The following is a 17,426-nucleotide window of genomic DNA, read 5'->3' as shown; positions in this document are numbered from 1 at the left end:
GGCGAGGCGGTGGGGCTTCCTCCCGGGACGATGGGGAACTCCGAGGTGGGGCACCTCACGATCGGCTCGGGCCGCATCAACTACCAGGACTACTCGCGGATCAATCACGCCATCGACGACGGGTCGTTTTTCAAGAACGAGGTCTTGGCCAAGGCCCTCCAAACGGCGGTGGCGAAGGGAGCCACCGTCCACTTGATGGGCCTCCTCTCGGACGCCGGCGTCCACAGCCACCAGAGACACCTCTTCGCCCTCCTCAAGGCGGCGAAGGATGCGGGCGTGAAGCGGGTCGTCGTTCATTGCTTTCTGGACGGACGCGACACCCCGCCCAAGAGCAGCCAGACCTACGTCAAGGCGCTGCAAAAGGAACTGGCGGGCATGGGCGAGATCGGGACTCTCGTCGGCCGCTACTATGCCATGGACCGGGACAAGCGCTGGGAACGCGTTCAGATCGCCTACGACGCCTTGACCCTCGGAAAGGGTGCCCTTCACAAGGACCCCGTGATGGCGATCAAGGAGGCCTACGACGAGCACGTCACGGACGAGTTCATCAAACCCTACGTGTTCGGCGACCTGACGACGAACCGCATGAAGGACGGCGACGTGACCGTTTTCTTCAACTTCCGTCCCGATCGCGCCCGGGAGCTGACTCAGGCCCTGACCGATCCCGCCTTCGACGGGTTCAAGCGCGAGAATTTTCCACGATTAGGCGGTTATGTCTGCATGACCCAGTACGACAAGACTTTCCCCCTGCCGGTCGCGTTTCCTCCGAACAGACCGAAGCGCGTCCTGGCGGAGCTCGTGAGCGAAAAGGGGTTGAGGCAATTCCACACGGCGGAGACGGAAAAGTACGCGCACGTCACCTATTTCTTGAACGGCGGCGTCGAACCGCCTTTCCCCGGCGAGGAACGCCTTCTCATCCCCTCCCCCAAGGACGTGCCGACCTACGACAAGAAGCCTGAGATGAGCGCGGCGGCCGTGACGGAGGCCGCGTTGTCCAAGATCCGCGAGGGCGTTCCGGTCGTGATGATGAACTTCGCCAATCCGGACATGGTGGGCCACAGCGGGGTGCTCCCGGCGACGGTCAAGGCGGTCGAGGTGATCGACGGCTGCGTGGGCCGAATCTGCAAGGAGGTTCTGTCGCGCGGCGGGACGGTCCTGATCACCGCGGATCACGGCAATTGCGAGCAGATGATCGACGAACACGGCGGGCCTCACACGGCGCACACGCTCAATCCCGTGCCGTTCCACCTGATCGGCGACCGATTCAAGAACGCGAAACTGAGCTCGGGCCGCGGACTGCAAGACGTGGCGCCGACGATCTTGGAGATCTTGGGAATCCCGAAACCGGCCGGGATGACGGGGGAATCCTTAATATGCCCTCCTTCGACATAGTCTCCGAATTGAACATGCAGGAAGTCGACAATGCCGTGAACCAGACACGGAAGGAGATCCTCACCCGCTATGATTTCAAGGGGGCCAAGGCGGACTTAACGCTCGACAAGGACGGCCTGCACCTGACCGCGATCGACGAGCACAAGATGAAGACGTTGATCGATGTCCTGCAAAGCAAGATGATCAAGCGGGGCGTGTCGCTCAAGTCGCTCGACGTCGGCAAGATCGAACCGTCCCTCGGAGGAACGGTGAAGTGCCTGGTGAAGCTCATCAACGGCATCGAGACGGAAAAGGCGCGCGAATTGGTCAAGATCGTCAAGGGATTGAATCTCAAGGTGCAGGCGGCGATCGAGGGCGAAAAACTCCGGGTGTCGGGCAAGAACCGCGACGACCTGCAGGCCGTCATCCGAACCCTCCGCGGAACGGAGTTCCCCGTCGAGCTGCAATTCACGAATTTTAGGGATTGATTCACGCCCCGGGAAGCCGAAGCCCATGGAGATGGGCCCGGAGGGCGCGATGGCCGAAGATCCTCTGGTAACTCGCGGGGGGAAACTCCGCGTCCGTCTCATAAAATGCCTCGAAACCGGCCTTGAGATAGCGCTCCACGTTGTTCGGATTCTCGACCTGTCGATAGACCAGACGGAGATCGCGCCCCTCGACCAGCCCCAGCAGAAGCGCCGCCCCGACGAGACAGACCTGCATCGCGTCCCGAAGACCTCTCCCCCGGCGATCGGGATCGACATAGACGTATTCCATCCAGAGCTCCATCCGGTCCTCTTTCGGCAAGGTGTCCCAGGTGAAGAGCTGATAGCCTCCATAGGCCGCCTCTTCCCTCGCCCCCAAGCCTCCCAAATAGAGGCCGGGCCTCAGGCCTCGGAACCGAGAGACGATTTCCCTGAGCGACTGCAGGGGGGCGTCCGGACAAAGATCGAAAAAGGCTTCCGACCGGTCGCGCTGGGCCCACAGGACGGCGTCCCCGGAGTTCCCCCATTGGGATCCGACCGTGTCCGGGAAACGGTATACCGACCGGAAGTCGACGCAAAAAGGAGGCAGGGTCCTGGCAAAATTCAGGGTGGCTTGCAGGACGGCGGAAGAAAATAGGGATGCCGGGTTCATGCCGGCCGTCATCGGCTGAATGACGGAAAAGTTTCTGGAAACTCAGTTCCGGAGCGGCTTGCCCGTCATCAGCATGGCCTGGATGCGCTCCTGCGACTTCTCCATGCCGCAGAGTTCCAGGAAGGCCTCGCATTCCAAATCCAGAATGCGCTGCTCGTTGACAAAGGCCATGTTGGGGATGTTGCCGCCGGTCAGGATGTTCGCAATCTTTAGGGCGATGACCGCGTCGTGCTCCGAGACCTTTTTCGTGGCCAGAAAGCCGTCCACCGCGCTTTTCATCGCATAGTAACCGCCGCGCCCGGCGACCCAGATATCCTCGCGGGGCTTGGCCTGCTGGTGGGTCTTGGCGAGATCCAGGACGGTCTTTTTGGCCTCGGTGAGGTGATGGTCCCGCGAGAGGCTGATGCGGTCCGTCTTCTTCAGATGGCCGTTCTCGACGGCCTCCTTGGCGGACATCGAGACCTTGGCGAAGGCGATGGCCTCGAAGGCCTTCTGCGTCTTGGGGAACGGTCCTCCGTCGATCCGCCGCGCCCACCGGTTCTGCGGGGGGATCTTCGCGAACTTTTCCTGCATCCGGTCCTGCCAGCGGACGAGCATTTCCTTGCAACCGCCGCCTGCGGGGATCAGGCCGACACCCACTTCCACCAGCCCCATATAAAGCTCGGCATGGGCGTGGATCGCGGTCGCGCCGAGAGACACCTCGCAGCCGCCGCCCAAGGCCATCTGGTGCGGGGCGGCCACGACCGGCTTCTTGGCATACTTCATCCGCATCGTGGCGGCCTGAAAGCCGCGCACCATGTCCTCGATCCCCTTCCAGTTCTTCTGCTGGGCCTCCAAAAAGAGAAGCATGATGTTGGCCCCGACCGAGAAGTTCTGGCCCTCGTTGAAGATGAGGAGTCCCTGGAAGTTCTTTTCGACTTCATCGACCGCGTCGTTCATCATCTGGCCGACGTCGGCGTCGATGGCGTTCATCTTCGTATGGAACTCGAGGACGGCGACGCCGTCGCCGGCGTCCCAAAGCGAGGCCCCCTCGTTCTTCCTGATGACCTTGGTCCGCTCCTTGACGTTCTGGAGCAACAGGACTCCCGGCCTCTCGGGCAGAGGCTTGTACGTCGATGTCTTCTGATCGAAGTAGAGCGTGCGGGGTCCGTCCTTCTTGTAGAAGCGGCCCTCCCCTTTTTCCACGACCTGCTGCACGAACGCAGGGACCTTGAGCCCCTCCGTCTTGATCCGCGCGGCGGTTTCTTTCACGCCCAGGACGTCCCAAACCTCGAAGGGACCCAGGTCCCAGTTGAAACCCCATCTCATGGCGTTGTCGACGTTGACGACGTCGTCCGCGATTTCGGGGATGCGGTTGGCGGCGTATACGAGCACGCTCCGCGTCGCCTTCCAGGCCAATTCCCCCGCGCGATCCTTGGCCGCGACCACCTGCTTGATGCGTTGTCCGGAATCCTCGACCTCCTTGACCGCCGCGATGGAGTCGAACTTGACCTTCTCCTGGGGACGGTACTCGAGGGTGTTGAGATCGAGGGCCAAGATCTCCTTCTTTCCCTCCCCCTTTTCCTTCTTGAAGAAACCGGCGCCGGCCTTGTCGCCCAAGAGTTTCTTTTCCAGCATCTTTTCGACGATGGGGGGGAGCTTGAAGACCTCGCGCTCCTCGTCGTTCGGGCAGGCCTCGTAGGTGTTCTTGGCGACGTGGGCGAGCGTATCCAGGCCGACCATGTCGGTCGTCCGGAACATCGCGCTCTTCGGGCGGCCGATGGCGGCGCCCAGAACCTTGTCGACTTCTTCGACCTTATAACCATCCTTCAAAATTTCGCGCATCGCCGCGAACCAGCCGTAGACGCCGATCCGGTTGGCGATGAAGTTCGGCGTGTCCTTGGCGTAGACGACGCCCTTGCCGAGCCTCTGGTCCAAAAACCCGGCGATGAAACAAGCGACCTCGGGACTGGTGTCCGGACCGGTCACCATTTCCACGAGCTTCATATAGCGGACGGGATTGAAAAAGTGCGTGATGATGAAATTCTTTTTGAACTTTTCGGATCGCCCTTCGGACATGGCCTTGAGCGGAAGCCCCGAGGTGTTGGAGCTGACGATCGCGTTCTCGTTCATGACCTTGTCGATGCGCTCGAAGACGGCCTTCTTGATGTCCAGCCTCTCGACGACGACCTCGATGATCCAGTCGCAGTCCTTCAGTTTGTCGAAATCATCGTCGAAATTGCCGATCTCGATCTTTCTGGCGTCGGCCTTGGAATAGATGAGGGCCGGCTTGGAGCTCAGGACCGTTTCGAGTCCCTTCTTGGCGAAGGCGTTCCGGTCGCCCCCCGGGGGCAGGTCCTTGGGGACGATGTCCAGGAGAAGGCAGGGAATGCCGGCGCCCGCCACATGGGCGGCAATGCCGGCCCCCATCACTCCAGCGCCGAGGACCGCAACTTTTTTGATTTCTCGTGCCATAACCCTCACCCTTCTCTCGATTCCATTTTTTGGCATTTCCCCTCTCCCGATTCGGGAGAGGGGCCCGGCATCCCCGAAAATCCCGGGGGTGAGGGCTACAACCGTTCGATGATCGTCGCGGCGCCCTGTCCACCGCCGATGCACATGGTCTCGAGTCCGATCTTCTTATTCTGGCTGATCAGGTCGTTGATGAGCGTGCCCATGATGCGCGCCCCGCTGCAGCCCAGCGGATGGCCCAAGGCGATCGCCCCGCCGTTCGGGTTCACCTTGTTCAGATCGGCTCCGAGCTCGCGAAGCACCGCCAGGCCCTGGGCCGCGAAGGCCTCGTTCAATTCGATGACGTCGATGTCCTTGATGGTCATGCCGGCGCGCTTGAGCACCTTTTGGACCGCGGGCACCGGGCCCATGCCCATGTAGGCCGGATCGCAACCGGCGACCGCCATCGCGCGGATCTTAGCGAGGGGCTTGATCCCCAGCGCCTTCGCGCGGTCGGCCGACATGAGGACCACGAAGGCGGCCCCGTCGGTCAAGGGCGAAGAATTGCCGGCCGTCACGCTGCCGCCTTCCTTGAAGACGGGCTTCAAACCCGCGAGCTTCTCCAGCGTCGTGTCCGGACGGACGTTCTCGTCCTTGTCCAGGACCGCCTTCTTGCCGTCCGGGAGGGTGACCTCGACCGGAATCATCTCGTTCTTGAAGCGCCCTTCCTGATGGGCCTTGGCCGCCTTTTGGTGGGAGGCCGCCGCGAACTTGTCCTGATCCTCGCGGCTCACCTTGTACTTGGCGGCCACGTTCTCGGCCGTCATGCCCATGGAAATGTAGGCCTGCGGGGCGCCCGGCTCGAAGAATTTCTCGTTCAGCGAAGGGTTGAATCCGCCCATGGGAACGTGGCTCATGGTTTCGACGCCCCCGGCGACATAGACCTCGCCGTTGCCGTGCATGATGTGCAGGGCCGCGGTGTTGATCGTCTCCAGTCCCGAGGCGCAGAACCGGTTCACCGTCGTCGCCGCCGCCGACAGGGGAACGCCCGCGAGCAGGCTGATGTTCCGGGCGAGATTCATGCCCTGCTCGCCCTCCGGCATGGCGCAACCGACCAAGACGTCCTCGATTTCGTTGGGATCGAGCTGCGGAACGCGCTTGAGCGCCTCTTTCAGGACGACGGCGCCGAGGTCGTCGATGCGCATGTTGGCCAAGAGTCCCTTTTCCGCGCGGCCCATGGGGCTGCGGACGGCGGCTACGATGACGGCGTCTTTCATAAGAGCTCCTTAAAATGAATGGCTATTCATTTCTTATGTAGCTCTTGCTGACGCGGGAAGTCAAACGTTTTTCGGAAGGAGCATCACGCGGCAATTGTCGAAATGGCCTATTTTGGGCCTCTCGCCGGCGTATCTTAACGAAAATTCCCTTTGGGTGAGGAATTCGGGGGACTGGAAGACCCCCGAGAGCCGGACCGCCTCTTCCAGGGTGGTGAAATCCACGTCGACCGTCATGTCCTTGGGGCGCGCGACGCCCGTCGGAGAGTTGCGATAGCTCTGCACGGAGACCAGCCCCAGCCCGTACTTGGGATCGTCGCTTCGCAGGTAACCCCGGAACATGGATCGGCCGAATTCGTGCCGGGTCCGGCGAAGTTCCTCCCGCCTTTCGCCGTAATCGATGGTCGCGACCCACCCGCGTTCCAGGGACGCCAGGGCCGTCACCCACCGGTCGATGTCGGGTTGGATGTAAAAGGTCTCCCCCGGCCGGAGTCGGATCGCCCGCTCCGCCAGGAACTTCGCGGTGTCCTCCCTCATGGGGCCGTTGATCTCCTGGATCAGCCCTCCCCGGTGCGTAACGTAGGCCTCGAAGAGGCTGCCTCCGACGTTCACGATCTTCCGCGGAGGGAACATGTCGACCAGCTCATTGGAAAAAAGGACACCGGCCGGGACGGCCGGTAGCGGCCCGAAGACCGCCGACCGGCAGAGCACTCTCGCCTTGGGACCGAACCGCGCGAGACGCTCCGTCTGAAGGCGCGCCAAGGCCGGGCTCTTCTCGACGATGGTGTAACGGACGGACTTCGAGAAGGGATCGCCCTCCGGCATCCGTTCGAGCCTGGACAATACGCCCTCGGCCAGGCTTCCCATCCCCGCGCCCATCTCGACCAGGTCGAAACGGATGGGGAGACCCAGGGCTTCCCAAGACTTGCGGGAAAAGGAACAAATCGCATCCGCAAGGATGGGATCCGTCGAGGCGGTGGTGAAGAAGGACTCCGGGGCCAGGGATGGATCGGGCGCGATGAGCCGTTCCGCCGTCGTTCCCGTATAAGTCCCCGCTTCGGGATTGAACATGGCGTGCTCGAAGAAGCGGTCGAAGGGGACCGTTCCCCCCTCGTCCTGGAGGAACCGGATCAACTCCTTCTCATAGGGCGTCTTCATCTCCCGGTGGTCTTGAACGAGACCCTTCCAATCCCGTCCCGCCACATCGGCCAGGCGACGGGCCAGAAAGAGGCTGACGCCGACCTCCTGGCGCGCGTGCAGGGCCATGTCGAGAAACTCAACCGCCAGGCGCCTTCGGGACTCGCGCGTCTTCAAATCGATCCGACCGGCGACCGATCTCGCCCGCTCCTTGACGTAATCGCGCGCGAAGGCCAGGATTTCGGAATCGCAACCCATGCCACGGAGGACCTTCTCAAGCGCCGCGCTCCCGGCCTTGTCGGAGCCGGCCGCGGCGAAGACGTCGCCCAGGGCCGCCGTGTACAGCATCTGCTCGAAGGAATCGCTCTGGAGGTCCTCCGGACGGGTCAGGGAGATTTTGCGGAAATTCCAAAAACTCGCCCGCTGCAGCAGGCGCCGGGTGACGTCCTCCTCCGGCGACCTTTCCAGATCCAACAAGCCCACGTGATGGGAAGAATCGCACGGCGCCGGAGCGGCGAGCGTGCTGGAGACATCCGGAATGGCGGGAGTCACCTCGGGCAATCGCCCCGAGCCGATGGCCGAAACCCCGAAACCAAGGAGTGTCAGAGGATTGAAACGGATCACGGGGACGGTCATCGGCGTGAAAGAAGAGAAGTTGCGGGGACTTACGGCAGAGCCAAAAGTGAACGGAAGAAGGTCCCCTTCTGTAGTGAACGATGAACCCTCGGCACGACAGATGGGGATAATTATGAAGGAGCGGGCCTGTAAGCCGGATTCTGTGTTTGTGTGATCATTTCTCTAGGTCCTGCGTTACCGCAGGGCTCAAGCGATCTACCCACCGCGCGGTCCCCGCTTTCACGAGGACTCAGCCGGGCCAGCCGAAACGCACGATTTACTTGATCTTGCACCAGGTGGGGTTTGCCCGTTTCACCCGCTGCGAGGGGCGAACACGAGGTTCGCCCCTACAACAACGACTCGTCTCTGTTGCACTTTCCGTCGGATTGCTCCGCCAGGCCGTTAGCCTGCACCCTGCCCTCTGGTGTCCGGACTTTCCTCACCCAGACTCCCTGAAAGGAATCAAGGCGCGATCACCCGGCCCGCTCCCACATAATTTCAAAGACCCTAGAAATGGTTGTCTATCGCTTCGTTCGAGAGCCGGTCCGCTTCCTTGTTCTGCTCCCTCCGGACATGAACAATCTTAAAAGAAGGGATCTTCCGAAGCAAGCCCTGGGCCTCGCGATAAAGTGGAATCAGGTTCGGGTGCTTCACCTTATATTGGCCGTTGAGCTGCCGGACCATCAGCTCCGAGTCGGCACGCACTTCGACGTCCTTCGCTCCGAGCTCGATCAATCTCTCCAGCCCGAAAAGAAGCCCCTTGTACTCGGCGACGTTGTTGGTCGTCTCGCCCAGGTACTCGGCGATTTCCGCGACGGCGACGCCGTCCTCGGTGCAGATGAAGGCCCCCGCACCCGCGGGCCCGGGATTCCCCCGCGCCGCGCCGTCCGTGTAGAGAATGAATTTGGTCAAGAATCTAAGAATCCGAAGCGGTCGAGGAGCTTGCGCTCGTCACCGGGCGAAAGGATCGACAAGAGATTCCGGACCTGCGGGGAGAGCCGCAGATCCTTGCGGTATTCGGTCAGGCTCTTCTCCTCCTTGTCGACGCCCGCCTGCTTGCGGAGCTGCATGGCCGCCTCGCGAAGGGCGCTCCGCACGTGGAGGACCGTATGCTCGCCGTCCAAAATCTCGTTCAACCCGTGGAGGTGCTCGAAGTCCGCGAGGTATTCCAGCACTTCGGCGAAGAGTTCTTTGGGCAGTGACTTCAATTTCATAGGGCCTCCTTAGATCCTTCCGGACTTCCCACGCGGGGGTCTGTCTTCTTCTCCAACCACTCCGTCAGATACAGGATCCGTTGGCACGACGGGCACACATGAAGGGTCTTCATCTTCTGGATCTCGATGTAGAGCTGGGGAGGCACCTTCATCCGGCAACCCTGGCACGTCCCTCCGACGACCGCGCTGACGGCCTCCGCCCGGCCCTTTTTCACCCTCATGTACTGCGCCATCAGGGAGGGCTCGACGCGGGAAGCCGACGCCGCCTTCTCCGCCTCAACCTCCCGCAGCATCCCGCTCAACCGTTCCGTCTCGGCATCCAGTTCGTTCTTGCGCCTCTCCAGGTTCGCGGCCGCCCCGTTCAGCGCCTCTTCGGCCGCCTGCCGCTCGGCCTTCAGGACGTCGATCCGACCCATGAGATCGAGGATCTGGTCCTCAATGGCCTTGTTGAGCTTCTTGGTGTCCGCGATCTCCTTAAGAGCGGCCTGATACTCCTTGTTCGTCTTGATCGCCGAAAGCTTGCCCTGAAAGTCCTTCAGACGGGTCTCGGCGATCTCGACGTCCCCTTCCTTGGAACGTTTCTGAGTCTCGAGTTCGGCCAGTTTAGCCGATTTCTCCTCGAGGAGCGAGCGATTGTTCGCGACCAGCAACTCGAGCTCCGCAATCTCCGGCTTCATGGCGTCCAGGGCCTGCCGGAGGTTCCTGGCCTTCATATCCTGCTCATGCATCGCGAAGATCAAAGTAATTTGTTCTTTCAACTCGTCTCCTATATAAATGTTCCGTCGGGCCCGTAGCTCAATGGTAGAGCCCCCGGCTCATAACCGGATCGTTCCAGGTTCGAGTCCTGGCGGGCCCACATTTCGCTCGAACCGGCAAAGCCGGATTCTCGCTTTAGTCAGGGGAGATCCTGCTCTCCCCTGAAACCCCATCGAATCTAGTCAACGAAGCTCCTGAGCCTCTTTGCCCGACTGGGATGCCGCAACTTCCGCAGCGCCTTCGCCTCGATCTGCCGGATGCGCTCGCGGGTGACCGAGAAATTCCGTCCGACCTCCTCGAGCGTGTGGTCGGATTTCTCGCCGATCCCGAAGCGCATGCGCAAGACCTTCTCCTCGCGCGGCGTGAGCGTCGTCAGAACCCGCTGCGTCTGCTCGGCCAAGTTCAGGTTGGTCACCGCCTCGCCGGGCGTCGGAATCGACTTGTCCTCGATGAAGTCGCCCAAGTGCGAATCCTCCTCCTCGCCGATGGGGGTCTCCAGCGAGATCGGTTCCTTGGCGATCCGGAGGACTTTCCGCACCTTCTCCAGCGGCAGCTCCATCTTCTCGGCGATCTCCTCGGGGGACGGCTCGCGCCCCAGTTCCTGGACGAGATAGCGCGAGGTCCGCACGAGCTTGTTGATCGTTTCGATCATGTGCACCGGGATGCGGATCGTCCGCGCCTGGTCGGCGATGGCGCGCGTGATCGCCTGCCGGATCCACCACGTCGCGTAGGTCGAGAACTTGTAGCCGCGCTTGTACTCGAACTTGTCGACCGCCTTCATGAGGCCGATGTTGCCCTCCTGGATCAAGTCCAGGAACTGCAGGCCGCGGTTCGTGTACTTCTTGGCGATGCTCACGACGAGGCGCAGGTTCGCCTCGACAAGCTCGTTCTTGGCGTGCTCCGCGAAGTCCTCGGCGCGGCGGATGTCCCGCACGACCTGCCGCAGGCTCTTGGCGTCTCCGCCGAATCCCTTTTCGATCTCCTTGATCTTCTTTTCGGCGCCCCGGTGCTGTTCGATCACCGCCTCGATCTCCTCCGCATCCATCTTGAGCTCTTGAGCGACCTTCTTGCGCAGATAAGGACTCTTGCGGAAGCGGGAGATGACGTCCTTCATCTGGTCCAGGTCCGCGTCGAGCTTCCGCCGGCAGGAGGACTGAGCCCTTTCCTGCTCTTCAATGGCGCTTAACGATTCCGTGATCCGGCTCAGCATGGAGTCGATCGTCTTCTTGTTCAAACGGATGTCTTTCAAGGCCTGGAGCATCTCCTCCAGGTTCTGATCCGCGTCCTTCTGGGCCTTTTCGCGGTTCTCCTTCCGGAGCCTTTCGTTGGCCGCCTTGAGGATGTTCTGCTTGAAATGCGGCGCGACCGCCCGGAGACGGGTCATGAGCTTCATGACCTTCTGCCGGTATTCGGATTCGTCGAGACCGCCGCCTTCTTCGATGTCGTCGAAGTCCTTGACGATCTCGGCGACGCGGATCTTGTTCTTGGAGAGCTTTTCCCCCATGTCGAGGAACTCTTTCAAGCCCCCCGGCATGCGCATGAGGATGCGGATGACTTCATCCTCGCCTTGCTCGATGCGTTTCGCGATCTCCACCTCGCCCTCGCGGGTCAACAGGGCGATCGAGCCCATCTTGCGGAGATAGAGGCGCACGGGGTCCGTCGACTTGCCGCCCAACTCGGCGTCGACCGTCTCGGCCACGGCGGGCGCGGGTTCTTCCTCGGCCTCTTCCTCTTCCTCTCCGGCGGCCTTCTCCTCGCCCCCGGCCGCTCCCGCGACGGCGCCCTTCTTTTTCGCACCGGCGGCGGCGCCGCCGGCGGCCTTCGCGTCCTCTTCCTCGGCGACGACCTCGATGTCCATCTGGTCGAACATCGAAAGCACGTCATCCAGCTGCTCCGGCGAGGTCAGGTCGTCCGGCAGGGCGTCGTTGACCTCCTCATAAGTGAGAAAGCCGCGCTCCTTGCCCAAGTGAATCAACTGCTGGATCTCTTTGACGTCTTTCTTTTCCATGTGTCCTCAATCCCCCAAACTAATGCGTCCCCGACATCTCTTTCATCAAACGGTTCTTTTGGTCCATCAATTCTTTGACACGCTCCAGGTCTTGCGCCGTTTCCGCCACCTGGATCTCTTGAGAGAGCCCCTTAAGCCGCCCCCTCAATCGCGCCGCCCGCAGTTGGCGCAGGCAATCCGCCGCCACTCGCCCCGCGTCTTCCTTCCACCGGCCCCCGGCCATCGCGAGTTCGGTCAGGAGTTTTCGGCGCGGGCCTTCCTCCAGTTCGTTCAAGATCCGCGCGACATCCACATGGCCGTCGCGCCGGTAGCCTTCCTTGACCCGGTCCCACAAGAAACCGAGGTCCGGATGGAGGAAGTCCCCGGATCCGATCTCCTCCAATAGAATCGATGGATTGGCATGACCGGCCAACAGGACTTCCAGGACCGTTCGCTCGATCGCAGGAAAATTTCTGACCTTCTGATCGCCTGCGTCATGGGAAAAGTTGCTTTCCTTTCTTCCCCCGGGACGTTTTGAAACGATTCCGTGGGACAGGGTCTCCATCGAGAGGCCAAAACGTACGGCAACCCTTTGTAAATACAGGTTTTTTTCGATCTCACCCGGGAGCTTGGATAGGATCTCCGTCACCTGCCGGACCGCCTTGGCTTGCCCTTGAGGCTCCTCACCGTGCTCCTTGAAGATAAGGTCCATCCGGACATCCAGCAAGGCAGGGGCATTGGATATCATTTTCCTTAACGATTCAGCCCCCTTCTGGAGGACGAAACTGTCCGGATCCTCCCCCCGGGGCAGAAGGACCACGCGGGGGCTGATTCCAAGAGGCAAAAAGATCTCCAAGGCCCTCTCCGACGCCTTCTCACCCGCGGCGTCCCCGTCGAAGAGAAGGATAAAATTCTCCGTGAGGCGCTTGAGGGACCGGACCTGTTTTTCGGTCAGCGCGGTCCCGAGCGGGGCGACGGCGTTCCGGATCCCCTCCTGATGGAGGCGGATGAGATCGAAGTTCCCTTCGACCAAGAGGACCTGGTCCGTTTCACGGACCGCCGCCCGGGCCATGTGGAGGCCGAGCAGCGTCTCGCTCTTGCGGTAGATCGCGGACTCGGGAGAGTTGAGGTACTTGGGCTGAACGTCATCGGCCAAGGCCCGGCCGCTGAATCCCAAAAATTTGCCGTCCGGAGAGACGACGGAAAAGACCAGGCGGTCGCGGAAGAAGTCGAAATAATCCCCTGACTGGCCCTTTCGGATGAGCCCCAGGCGCTCGGCCGCCTCCAGGGGCGCCTTTTTTTCCTTCAAGAGGCGGACGAAGGACCTTCCGTCCGCCGGCGCGTATCCCAAATAGGCCTCGCGGACCATGTCCGGCTTGATGGCGCGACGATCGAGATACTCCCGTCCGCGCGAGCCTTCGGGCCCCTCCAAGGTCTCGTAAAAAAACCGGATGGCGAGACGGTTGATCTTGTAAAGAAGGTCCTTGTCGGCCTTGGCCTTGACGGCGTCGGCGTCGCCGCCCCCCGCCGTCAGGGCGACTCCGCAACGCTCCGCCAGCGTGCGGACGGCCTCCCCGAAGTCGACCCCGTCGTATTTCATCAGGAAGGAAAAGACGTCCCCGCCCTCGCCGCAGCCGAAGCAGTGGTAGATCTGCTTTTCCGGATGGACCATGAAGGACGGCGATTTTTCGGCGTGGAAGGGGCAGAGGCCCTTGAAGTTGTGACCGGCCCTCTTCAAGGGCACACGCTCGCCGATCACTTGGACCACATCCGCACGGGAGCGGATTTCCGCGAGCTGTTCGTCGGAGGCAAAAGGCATCAATATTTATTTCAAAAGGGAACGAACGATCTCGTTGACCAGCTTGCCGTCGGCCTGGCCCGCCAACCGCTTCATCGCCTCTTTCATCACCTGGCCCAAGGCCGACGGGCCCGAAGCGCCCAGGTCCTTGATCGCCTGGCCCACCGCCTTCTCGACCTCGCTCCGCGAGAGTTGCGCCGGCAGGAATTTTTCCAGGATGGACAATTCCCGGCTCTCCTTGTCCGCCAGTTCCTGCCGGCCGCCTTTTTGGAACTGTTCGATCGACTCGCGGCGCTGCTTGCAGAGGGTGCCGATGACCGAGAGGATCTCGGGGTCCGTGAGTTCCCCCCGCTTTTCGATTTCCTTGTATTTGACGGCCGATTGGATCGACCGGATGGTGTCCAGACGCACCTGGTCCTTGGCCTTCGCGGCTTCAATCAACGACCTTTTGAACTCCTCTCGGAGAGAGACGGACGGCGTGGACATGGTTGGACCCCCCAACGGACGGAAACGATCAACTACCGAACTCCCTATCCCTGGGACGAGCCTTCTTTAACGCGCGCTTGCGCGCGGACATCGACTTCCGCTTCTTGCGGACGGACGGTTTTTCGTAATGCTCCCGTTTGCGGAGCTCGGAGAGTATGCCCGCCTTTTCGCAGGTCCTCTTGAAACGCCGGACGGCGCTCTCAAAAGACTCCCCATCTCGAACTCGAATGCCAGCCATGAAATTCACCCCTTCTGGTGTTTTTTGAAGCTGCACTAACTATGAGGAAGGCCCTGAATTGTCAAAGGAAAATTACCGCTTGCCCATGAGATCGTCGATGACCCGGACATCGGCCGGCGGGAACTCAAAATCCGGGAACTGGTGGGGCTCGATCCACCGCGCCTCCCGGCATTGGACGGGCCTGGGCTCCCCCTCCGCCAACCGGCATAAAACGAACCAAAGATGCACAAAACCGTGCGGATAGTCGTAAAACTCCTCCCGGAGCCGCCTCAGGGGCTCGACCGTCACGTCGATCTCCTCCTTGCACTCCCGGACGGCGCATTCCTCGACCGTCTCCCCGGCCTCGATCTTCCCCCCCGGGAACTCCCAACAGTGGCCCATCGGTGACGTTTCCAGGCGCTTGGTGATGAGGAATTTCCCGTCGCGCTCAATGACGGCGGCGACGGCGAGAACCTCTTTTTTCATACCCGCTCTGTATCGACTCACCGCGCAGTCGGCAAGTGCGTACGGGGGATTGACGGCAAGGACGAATGAACTATGGAGGAAGGGCATGGACCCCAAGCCCCGGATCGCGATCGAATATTGCACCCAGTGCCGTTGGCTCCTCCGGGCGGCCTGGACGGCCCAGGAGCTCCTGACGACCTTCGAGGCGGAGATTGGCGGCGTGACCCTCGTCCCCGGCACGGGGGGCGTCTTCCACGTCACCCTCGACGGCGAGACCCTCTGGTCCCGGAAGGACGAGGGCCGCTTCCCCGAGATGAAGGAGCTGAAGCAGATCGTCCGCGACCGCATCGCCCCCGGCAAGGATTTGGGACATTCGGACAAGCCGAGCGAGGGCCAGTAACATCACGCCGCCTCTTTCATCTCTTATGCCTCCGGTTCGGACCCTTCGGACCCCGTCGTCGTTATCATTTTAAGAATATTATCAGAATGAGGATTGCCCGCGGCCGGCGCTTGTGAAAAAATCCAATATTTACAAGGCAGTACGAAATCATGCCCCCCTTTTATTCCGGCACTCGGATTGCATCATTTCGCCTGAAGTCAGCACAGGGGGTCTCTTCTATGCGTCACGGCACGCGTTTGTTTCTGGGCCTCGCCCTGGCGAGCCTTTCGGTCTCACAACTGGCCGCTCAACCGTCCGCGGAGGTCCGTGTCCTGACGGACGGATCTTCGCCAGTGGAGCCCGATCAACCGGTCAACGCCTTCCTCGATCCGACCTTTGACGGGGACGGGATCGCCTACCTGAGTGCGCCATCCGCCTCTTCCGGGGGGACGGCCTTGGTCCCCGGCATGGAAGGCGCGGTGGCAAGAGATTCCCTCTCGGACATGGCGGCCGTGACGGTCGGACAGGAGGAAAAGATTCTGGTCTCGGGCGTGACCTACTATCAATCCGAGGGGATGCCGGCCCAAAGGGCCTTCTTCGTGGCGCGCATGAACACGGACGGCAGTTTGGATCCCGGCTTTGGGGGAGGACTGGGCATCGTCCGAAGGGCGCTCCCGGGCGACGACCTGGACGGCTTGCAGGAATCCGATAGGGCCAAACTGGCCGTGCTCTCCGACGGCCGCTTCGTCGTCGCGGGATCGGCCAAGAACGCGGCCGGCTCGCCGGATTTCGTGGTCCTCGGTTTCAATGCCGACGGGAGCGTGAACGGCAATTTCGGGAGCAGGGTCGACAAAGGCGTTCTCGCGAGGAAGGCCGGGGATCTCACGGCGAACTACCGCCAGAAAGCAGGCCTGACCTACATCGACTTCATCCATGATTCGACCGCCGATAACGTGGTTTCCTCCTCGGCGGACACGGCGTATGACGTGACCGCCAGCGGCGATCGCATTTACGTGGTCGGGCGGGTTCGCGCCGCCGCCGGTGGAAGCAGTTTTTTCGGACTCGCCGCTCTCGATGCGAACGGGGAACTCGACACGACCTGCGGGGGCACGGGCAAGGTCACCCTGCCGTTCCGCCCTTATAATGGGAAGTATCTGGAATACGCCGTGGGGGTCGCCGTGGACAGCCGGGGCCGGATCATCATCGCCGGAAAGACCGACGGCGAACACCCGGAAGGCACGTACTACCATGACATCGCTGACGTGGCCGTCACGCGCCTCAACGCCGACTGCACCTTTGACGCCGGCTTCGGCGGCATCACGGGGAAGGTGATCACGAATGTGGAATGGGGGGATCAAGTCGGCGACGTCCTCGTCGACGGGGCCGGCAACGTCTTCGTGGGAGGCACCGACGGCACCGGACATCATAACGCAACCCTGATCGGCTACAATCCGAACGGAACCCTCAAGGCAAATTTCGGCAATCAGGGCGTCGTTCAAACGGAGGTCTTGCCCTCACTGGACACGGTCGAGGAGCTGGGACTGGCGCCGGACGGCCGCATCGTCGCGGCCGTCTCGAACAACCTGGTCGGGACCTCGGAATTCATCTTGCTCCGCTACACGGCGAACGGAGTCCTGGAGAAGGACGGCGAAATCCACACCGATCTGGGGGGACCCTTGACGGCCGCGACGAAGGCCCTGGCCGTTCAGGGCGACGGCCGCATCGTGCTCGGTGGAAACTCGAACGCCTCCGGGACCCAGACGCCAACGCTCGTACGCTATCAATTCCCCTCCCGTCCCGTTTTCGAAGCCCCCCTGAGGGACCTCAAGATCGATGCGACGCGCGAGCCCCCCCCGCCGCCGAAGAAGTCTTTCCTGGATCGCTTCTTAATCTTCTTTCGCCGTTAGGTCTTGATATCGCGCCCCATCACCGTCTTGCGCCCATCCGCCTTCGCATGGTCGATGGCCACGGGCACCTCGCGCGCTAAAAGTTACCGGCCTTTTGATTTCGGAACTTGTCGAGGAGCGTCTTCGAGGCTGGCCAGATACGTCTCCCGCGTGGGCGCGACCGCGTCCAGGGCGCCGGCGTCCCGATGCCGGGCGAAGCCCAAGTGGGCGTCCCAGCATTCCACCGTGCAAAACTTAAGCCCCGTCCTCTTTC

Annotated in this window: 15 protein-coding genes, 1 tRNA gene, 1 other RNA gene and 1 pseudogene; 5 read left to right on the top strand and 13 right to left on the bottom strand. The window is 61.7% G+C overall.

Annotated features, from left to right (window positions below; genetic code table 11):
• Nucleotides 1–1,392 (top strand): 2,3-bisphosphoglycerate-independent phosphoglycerate mutase (gene gpmI, locus VLJ37_00090; GenBank protein ID HSA58072.1); only part of this gene is annotated, 1,392 nt, incomplete at its 5' end.
• Complete coding sequence (locus tag VLJ37_00085) at nt 1,374–1,859, top strand: YajQ family cyclic di-GMP-binding protein (protein HSA58071.1); 486 nt, start codon at nt 1,374–1,376, stop codon at nt 1,857–1,859. The genes gpmI and VLJ37_00085, both read left to right, overlap by 19 nt.
• Nucleotide 1,860: 1 nt before the next feature.
• On the opposite strand, the gene VLJ37_00080 is transcribed toward VLJ37_00085, so the two are convergent.
• From VLJ37_00080 to VLJ37_00045, 8 genes are all read right to left on the bottom strand, one after another.
• Nucleotides 1,861–2,508, bottom strand: coding sequence for a hypothetical protein (locus VLJ37_00080; protein ID HSA58070.1), 648 nt, complete (start codon nt 2,506–2,508; stop codon nt 1,861–1,863).
• A 42-nt stretch (nt 2,509–2,550) separates the two neighbouring features.
• Nucleotides 2,551–4,962 carry a 3-hydroxyacyl-CoA dehydrogenase/enoyl-CoA hydratase family protein gene (locus tag VLJ37_00075; protein HSA58069.1) on the bottom strand — a complete coding sequence of 804 codons (2,412 nt, stop codon included), beginning with the start codon at nt 4,960–4,962 and terminating at the stop codon, nt 2,551–2,553.
• A gap of 95 nt (nt 4,963–5,057) precedes the next feature.
• Nucleotides 5,058–6,215 carry a thiolase family protein gene (locus VLJ37_00070; protein ID HSA58068.1) on the bottom strand — a complete coding sequence of 386 codons (1,158 nt, stop codon included), beginning with the start codon at nt 6,213–6,215 and terminating at the stop codon, nt 5,058–5,060.
• Between the two features lie 60 nt (nt 6,216–6,275).
• Nucleotides 6,276–7,985 (bottom strand): SAM-dependent methyltransferase, encoded by a 1,710-nt coding sequence (locus VLJ37_00065; GenBank protein HSA58067.1) that lies wholly within the window; start codon nt 7,983–7,985, stop codon nt 6,276–6,278.
• A 113-nt stretch (nt 7,986–8,098) separates the two neighbouring features.
• An RNA gene (gene rnpB, locus VLJ37_00060) (RNase P RNA component class A) lies at nt 8,099–8,453 on the bottom strand.
• Between the two features lie 18 nt (nt 8,454–8,471).
• The gene (locus VLJ37_00055) at nt 8,472–8,876 is read right to left on the bottom strand and encodes a ribonuclease HI family protein (GenBank protein HSA58066.1); all 405 of its coding nucleotides are present in this window, start codon (nt 8,874–8,876) and stop codon (nt 8,472–8,474) included.
• On the bottom strand, nt 8,873–9,178 hold the full coding sequence (locus VLJ37_00050; protein ID HSA58065.1) for a hypothetical protein: 306 nt from the start codon (nt 9,176–9,178) through the stop codon (nt 8,873–8,875). Before VLJ37_00050 ends, VLJ37_00055 begins: the two co-directional genes overlap by 4 nt.
• Nucleotides 9,175–9,936 (bottom strand): C4-type zinc ribbon domain-containing protein, encoded by a 762-nt coding sequence (locus VLJ37_00045; protein ID HSA58064.1) that lies wholly within the window; start codon nt 9,934–9,936, stop codon nt 9,175–9,177. The genes VLJ37_00050 and VLJ37_00045 overlap by 4 nt, the downstream gene beginning before the upstream one ends.
• A gap of 26 nt (nt 9,937–9,962) precedes the next feature.
• On the opposite strand from VLJ37_00045, the gene VLJ37_00040 reads away from it, so the two are divergent.
• Nucleotides 9,963–10,034, top strand: a tRNA-Ile gene (locus VLJ37_00040).
• A gap of 78 nt (nt 10,035–10,112) precedes the next feature.
• Here the strand turns inward: VLJ37_00040 and rpoD are convergent.
• The 5 genes and pseudogenes from rpoD to mutT form a co-directional block, all read right to left on the bottom strand.
• Nucleotides 10,113–11,939: pseudogene (rpoD, locus tag VLJ37_00035) on the bottom strand (RNA polymerase sigma factor RpoD).
• 22 nt (nt 11,940–11,961) lie between these two features.
• Entirely contained in the window at nt 11,962–13,740 is a 1,779-nt protein-coding gene (gene dnaG, locus VLJ37_00030; GenBank protein HSA58063.1) for a DNA primase, read from the bottom strand.
• A gap of 6 nt (nt 13,741–13,746) precedes the next feature.
• Nucleotides 13,747–14,205 carry a GatB/YqeY domain-containing protein gene (locus VLJ37_00025; protein HSA58062.1) on the bottom strand — a complete coding sequence of 153 codons (459 nt, stop codon included), beginning with the start codon at nt 14,203–14,205 and terminating at the stop codon, nt 13,747–13,749.
• 28 nt (nt 14,206–14,233) lie between these two features.
• On the bottom strand, nt 14,234–14,443 hold the full coding sequence (rpsU, locus tag VLJ37_00020; GenBank protein ID HSA58061.1) for a 30S ribosomal protein S21: 210 nt from the start codon (nt 14,441–14,443) through the stop codon (nt 14,234–14,236).
• 72 nt (nt 14,444–14,515) lie between these two features.
• A complete protein-coding gene (gene mutT / locus VLJ37_00015) occupies nt 14,516–14,908 on the bottom strand; it encodes an 8-oxo-dGTP diphosphatase MutT (GenBank protein HSA58060.1) in 393 nt (130 codons plus the stop codon).
• A gap of 85 nt (nt 14,909–14,993) precedes the next feature.
• Here mutT and VLJ37_00010 point away from each other — a divergent pair, with 85 nt between their 5' ends.
• Together VLJ37_00010 and VLJ37_00005 are read left to right on the top strand one after the other, a co-directional pair.
• Entirely contained in the window at nt 14,994–15,287 is a 294-nt protein-coding gene (locus VLJ37_00010) for a SelT/SelW/SelH family protein (GenBank protein HSA58059.1), read from the top strand.
• 218 nt (nt 15,288–15,505) lie between these two features.
• Nucleotides 15,506–17,173: a hypothetical protein gene (locus tag VLJ37_00005; GenBank protein HSA58058.1), complete on the top strand. Its 1,668-nt coding sequence runs from the start codon at nt 15,506–15,508 to the stop codon at nt 17,171–17,173.
• The last annotated feature ends 253 nt before the right edge of the window (nt 17,174–17,426 follow it).

It is taken from the genome of bacterium (assembly GCA_035454885.1).
Taxonomy (GTDB): Bacteria; UBA10199; UBA10199; order JACPAL01.
Note: the sequence above shows the minus strand (reverse complement) of the source record. Positions and strands in the feature narration are given on the sequence as shown.

Excerpts from the sequence above, each read along its gene's own strand:
- rpsU (HSA58061.1), bottom strand. The coding sequence starts at position 14,443 with ATGGCTGGCATTCGAGTTCGAGATGGGGAGTCTTTTGAGAGCGCCGTC.
- dnaG (HSA58063.1), bottom strand. The coding sequence starts at position 13,740 with ATGCCTTTTGCCTCCGACGAACAGCTCGCGGAAATCCGCTCCCGTGCG.
- mutT (HSA58060.1), bottom strand. The coding sequence starts at position 14,908 with ATGAAAAAAGAGGTTCTCGCCGTCGCCGCCGTCATTGAGCGCGACGGG.
- VLJ37_00080 (HSA58070.1), bottom strand. The coding sequence starts at position 2,508 with ATGAACCCGGCATCCCTATTTTCTTCCGCCGTCCTGCAAGCCACCCTG.
- VLJ37_00070 (HSA58068.1), bottom strand. The coding sequence starts at position 6,215 with ATGAAAGACGCCGTCATCGTAGCCGCCGTCCGCAGCCCCATGGGCCGC.
- VLJ37_00065 (HSA58067.1), bottom strand. The coding sequence starts at position 7,985 with ATGACCGTCCCCGTGATCCGTTTCAATCCTCTGACACTCCTTGGTTTC.
- VLJ37_00085 (HSA58071.1), top strand. The coding sequence starts at position 1,374 with ATGCCCTCCTTCGACATAGTCTCCGAATTGAACATGCAGGAAGTCGAC.
- VLJ37_00005 (HSA58058.1), top strand. The coding sequence starts at position 15,506 with ATGCGTCACGGCACGCGTTTGTTTCTGGGCCTCGCCCTGGCGAGCCTT.
- VLJ37_00025 (HSA58062.1), bottom strand. The coding sequence starts at position 14,205 with ATGTCCACGCCGTCCGTCTCTCTCCGAGAGGAGTTCAAAAGGTCGTTG.
- VLJ37_00010 (HSA58059.1), top strand. The coding sequence starts at position 14,994 with ATGGACCCCAAGCCCCGGATCGCGATCGAATATTGCACCCAGTGCCGT.
- VLJ37_00075 (HSA58069.1), bottom strand. The coding sequence starts at position 4,962 with ATGGCACGAGAAATCAAAAAAGTTGCGGTCCTCGGCGCTGGAGTGATG.
- VLJ37_00050 (HSA58065.1), bottom strand. The coding sequence starts at position 9,178 with ATGAAATTGAAGTCACTGCCCAAAGAACTCTTCGCCGAAGTGCTGGAA.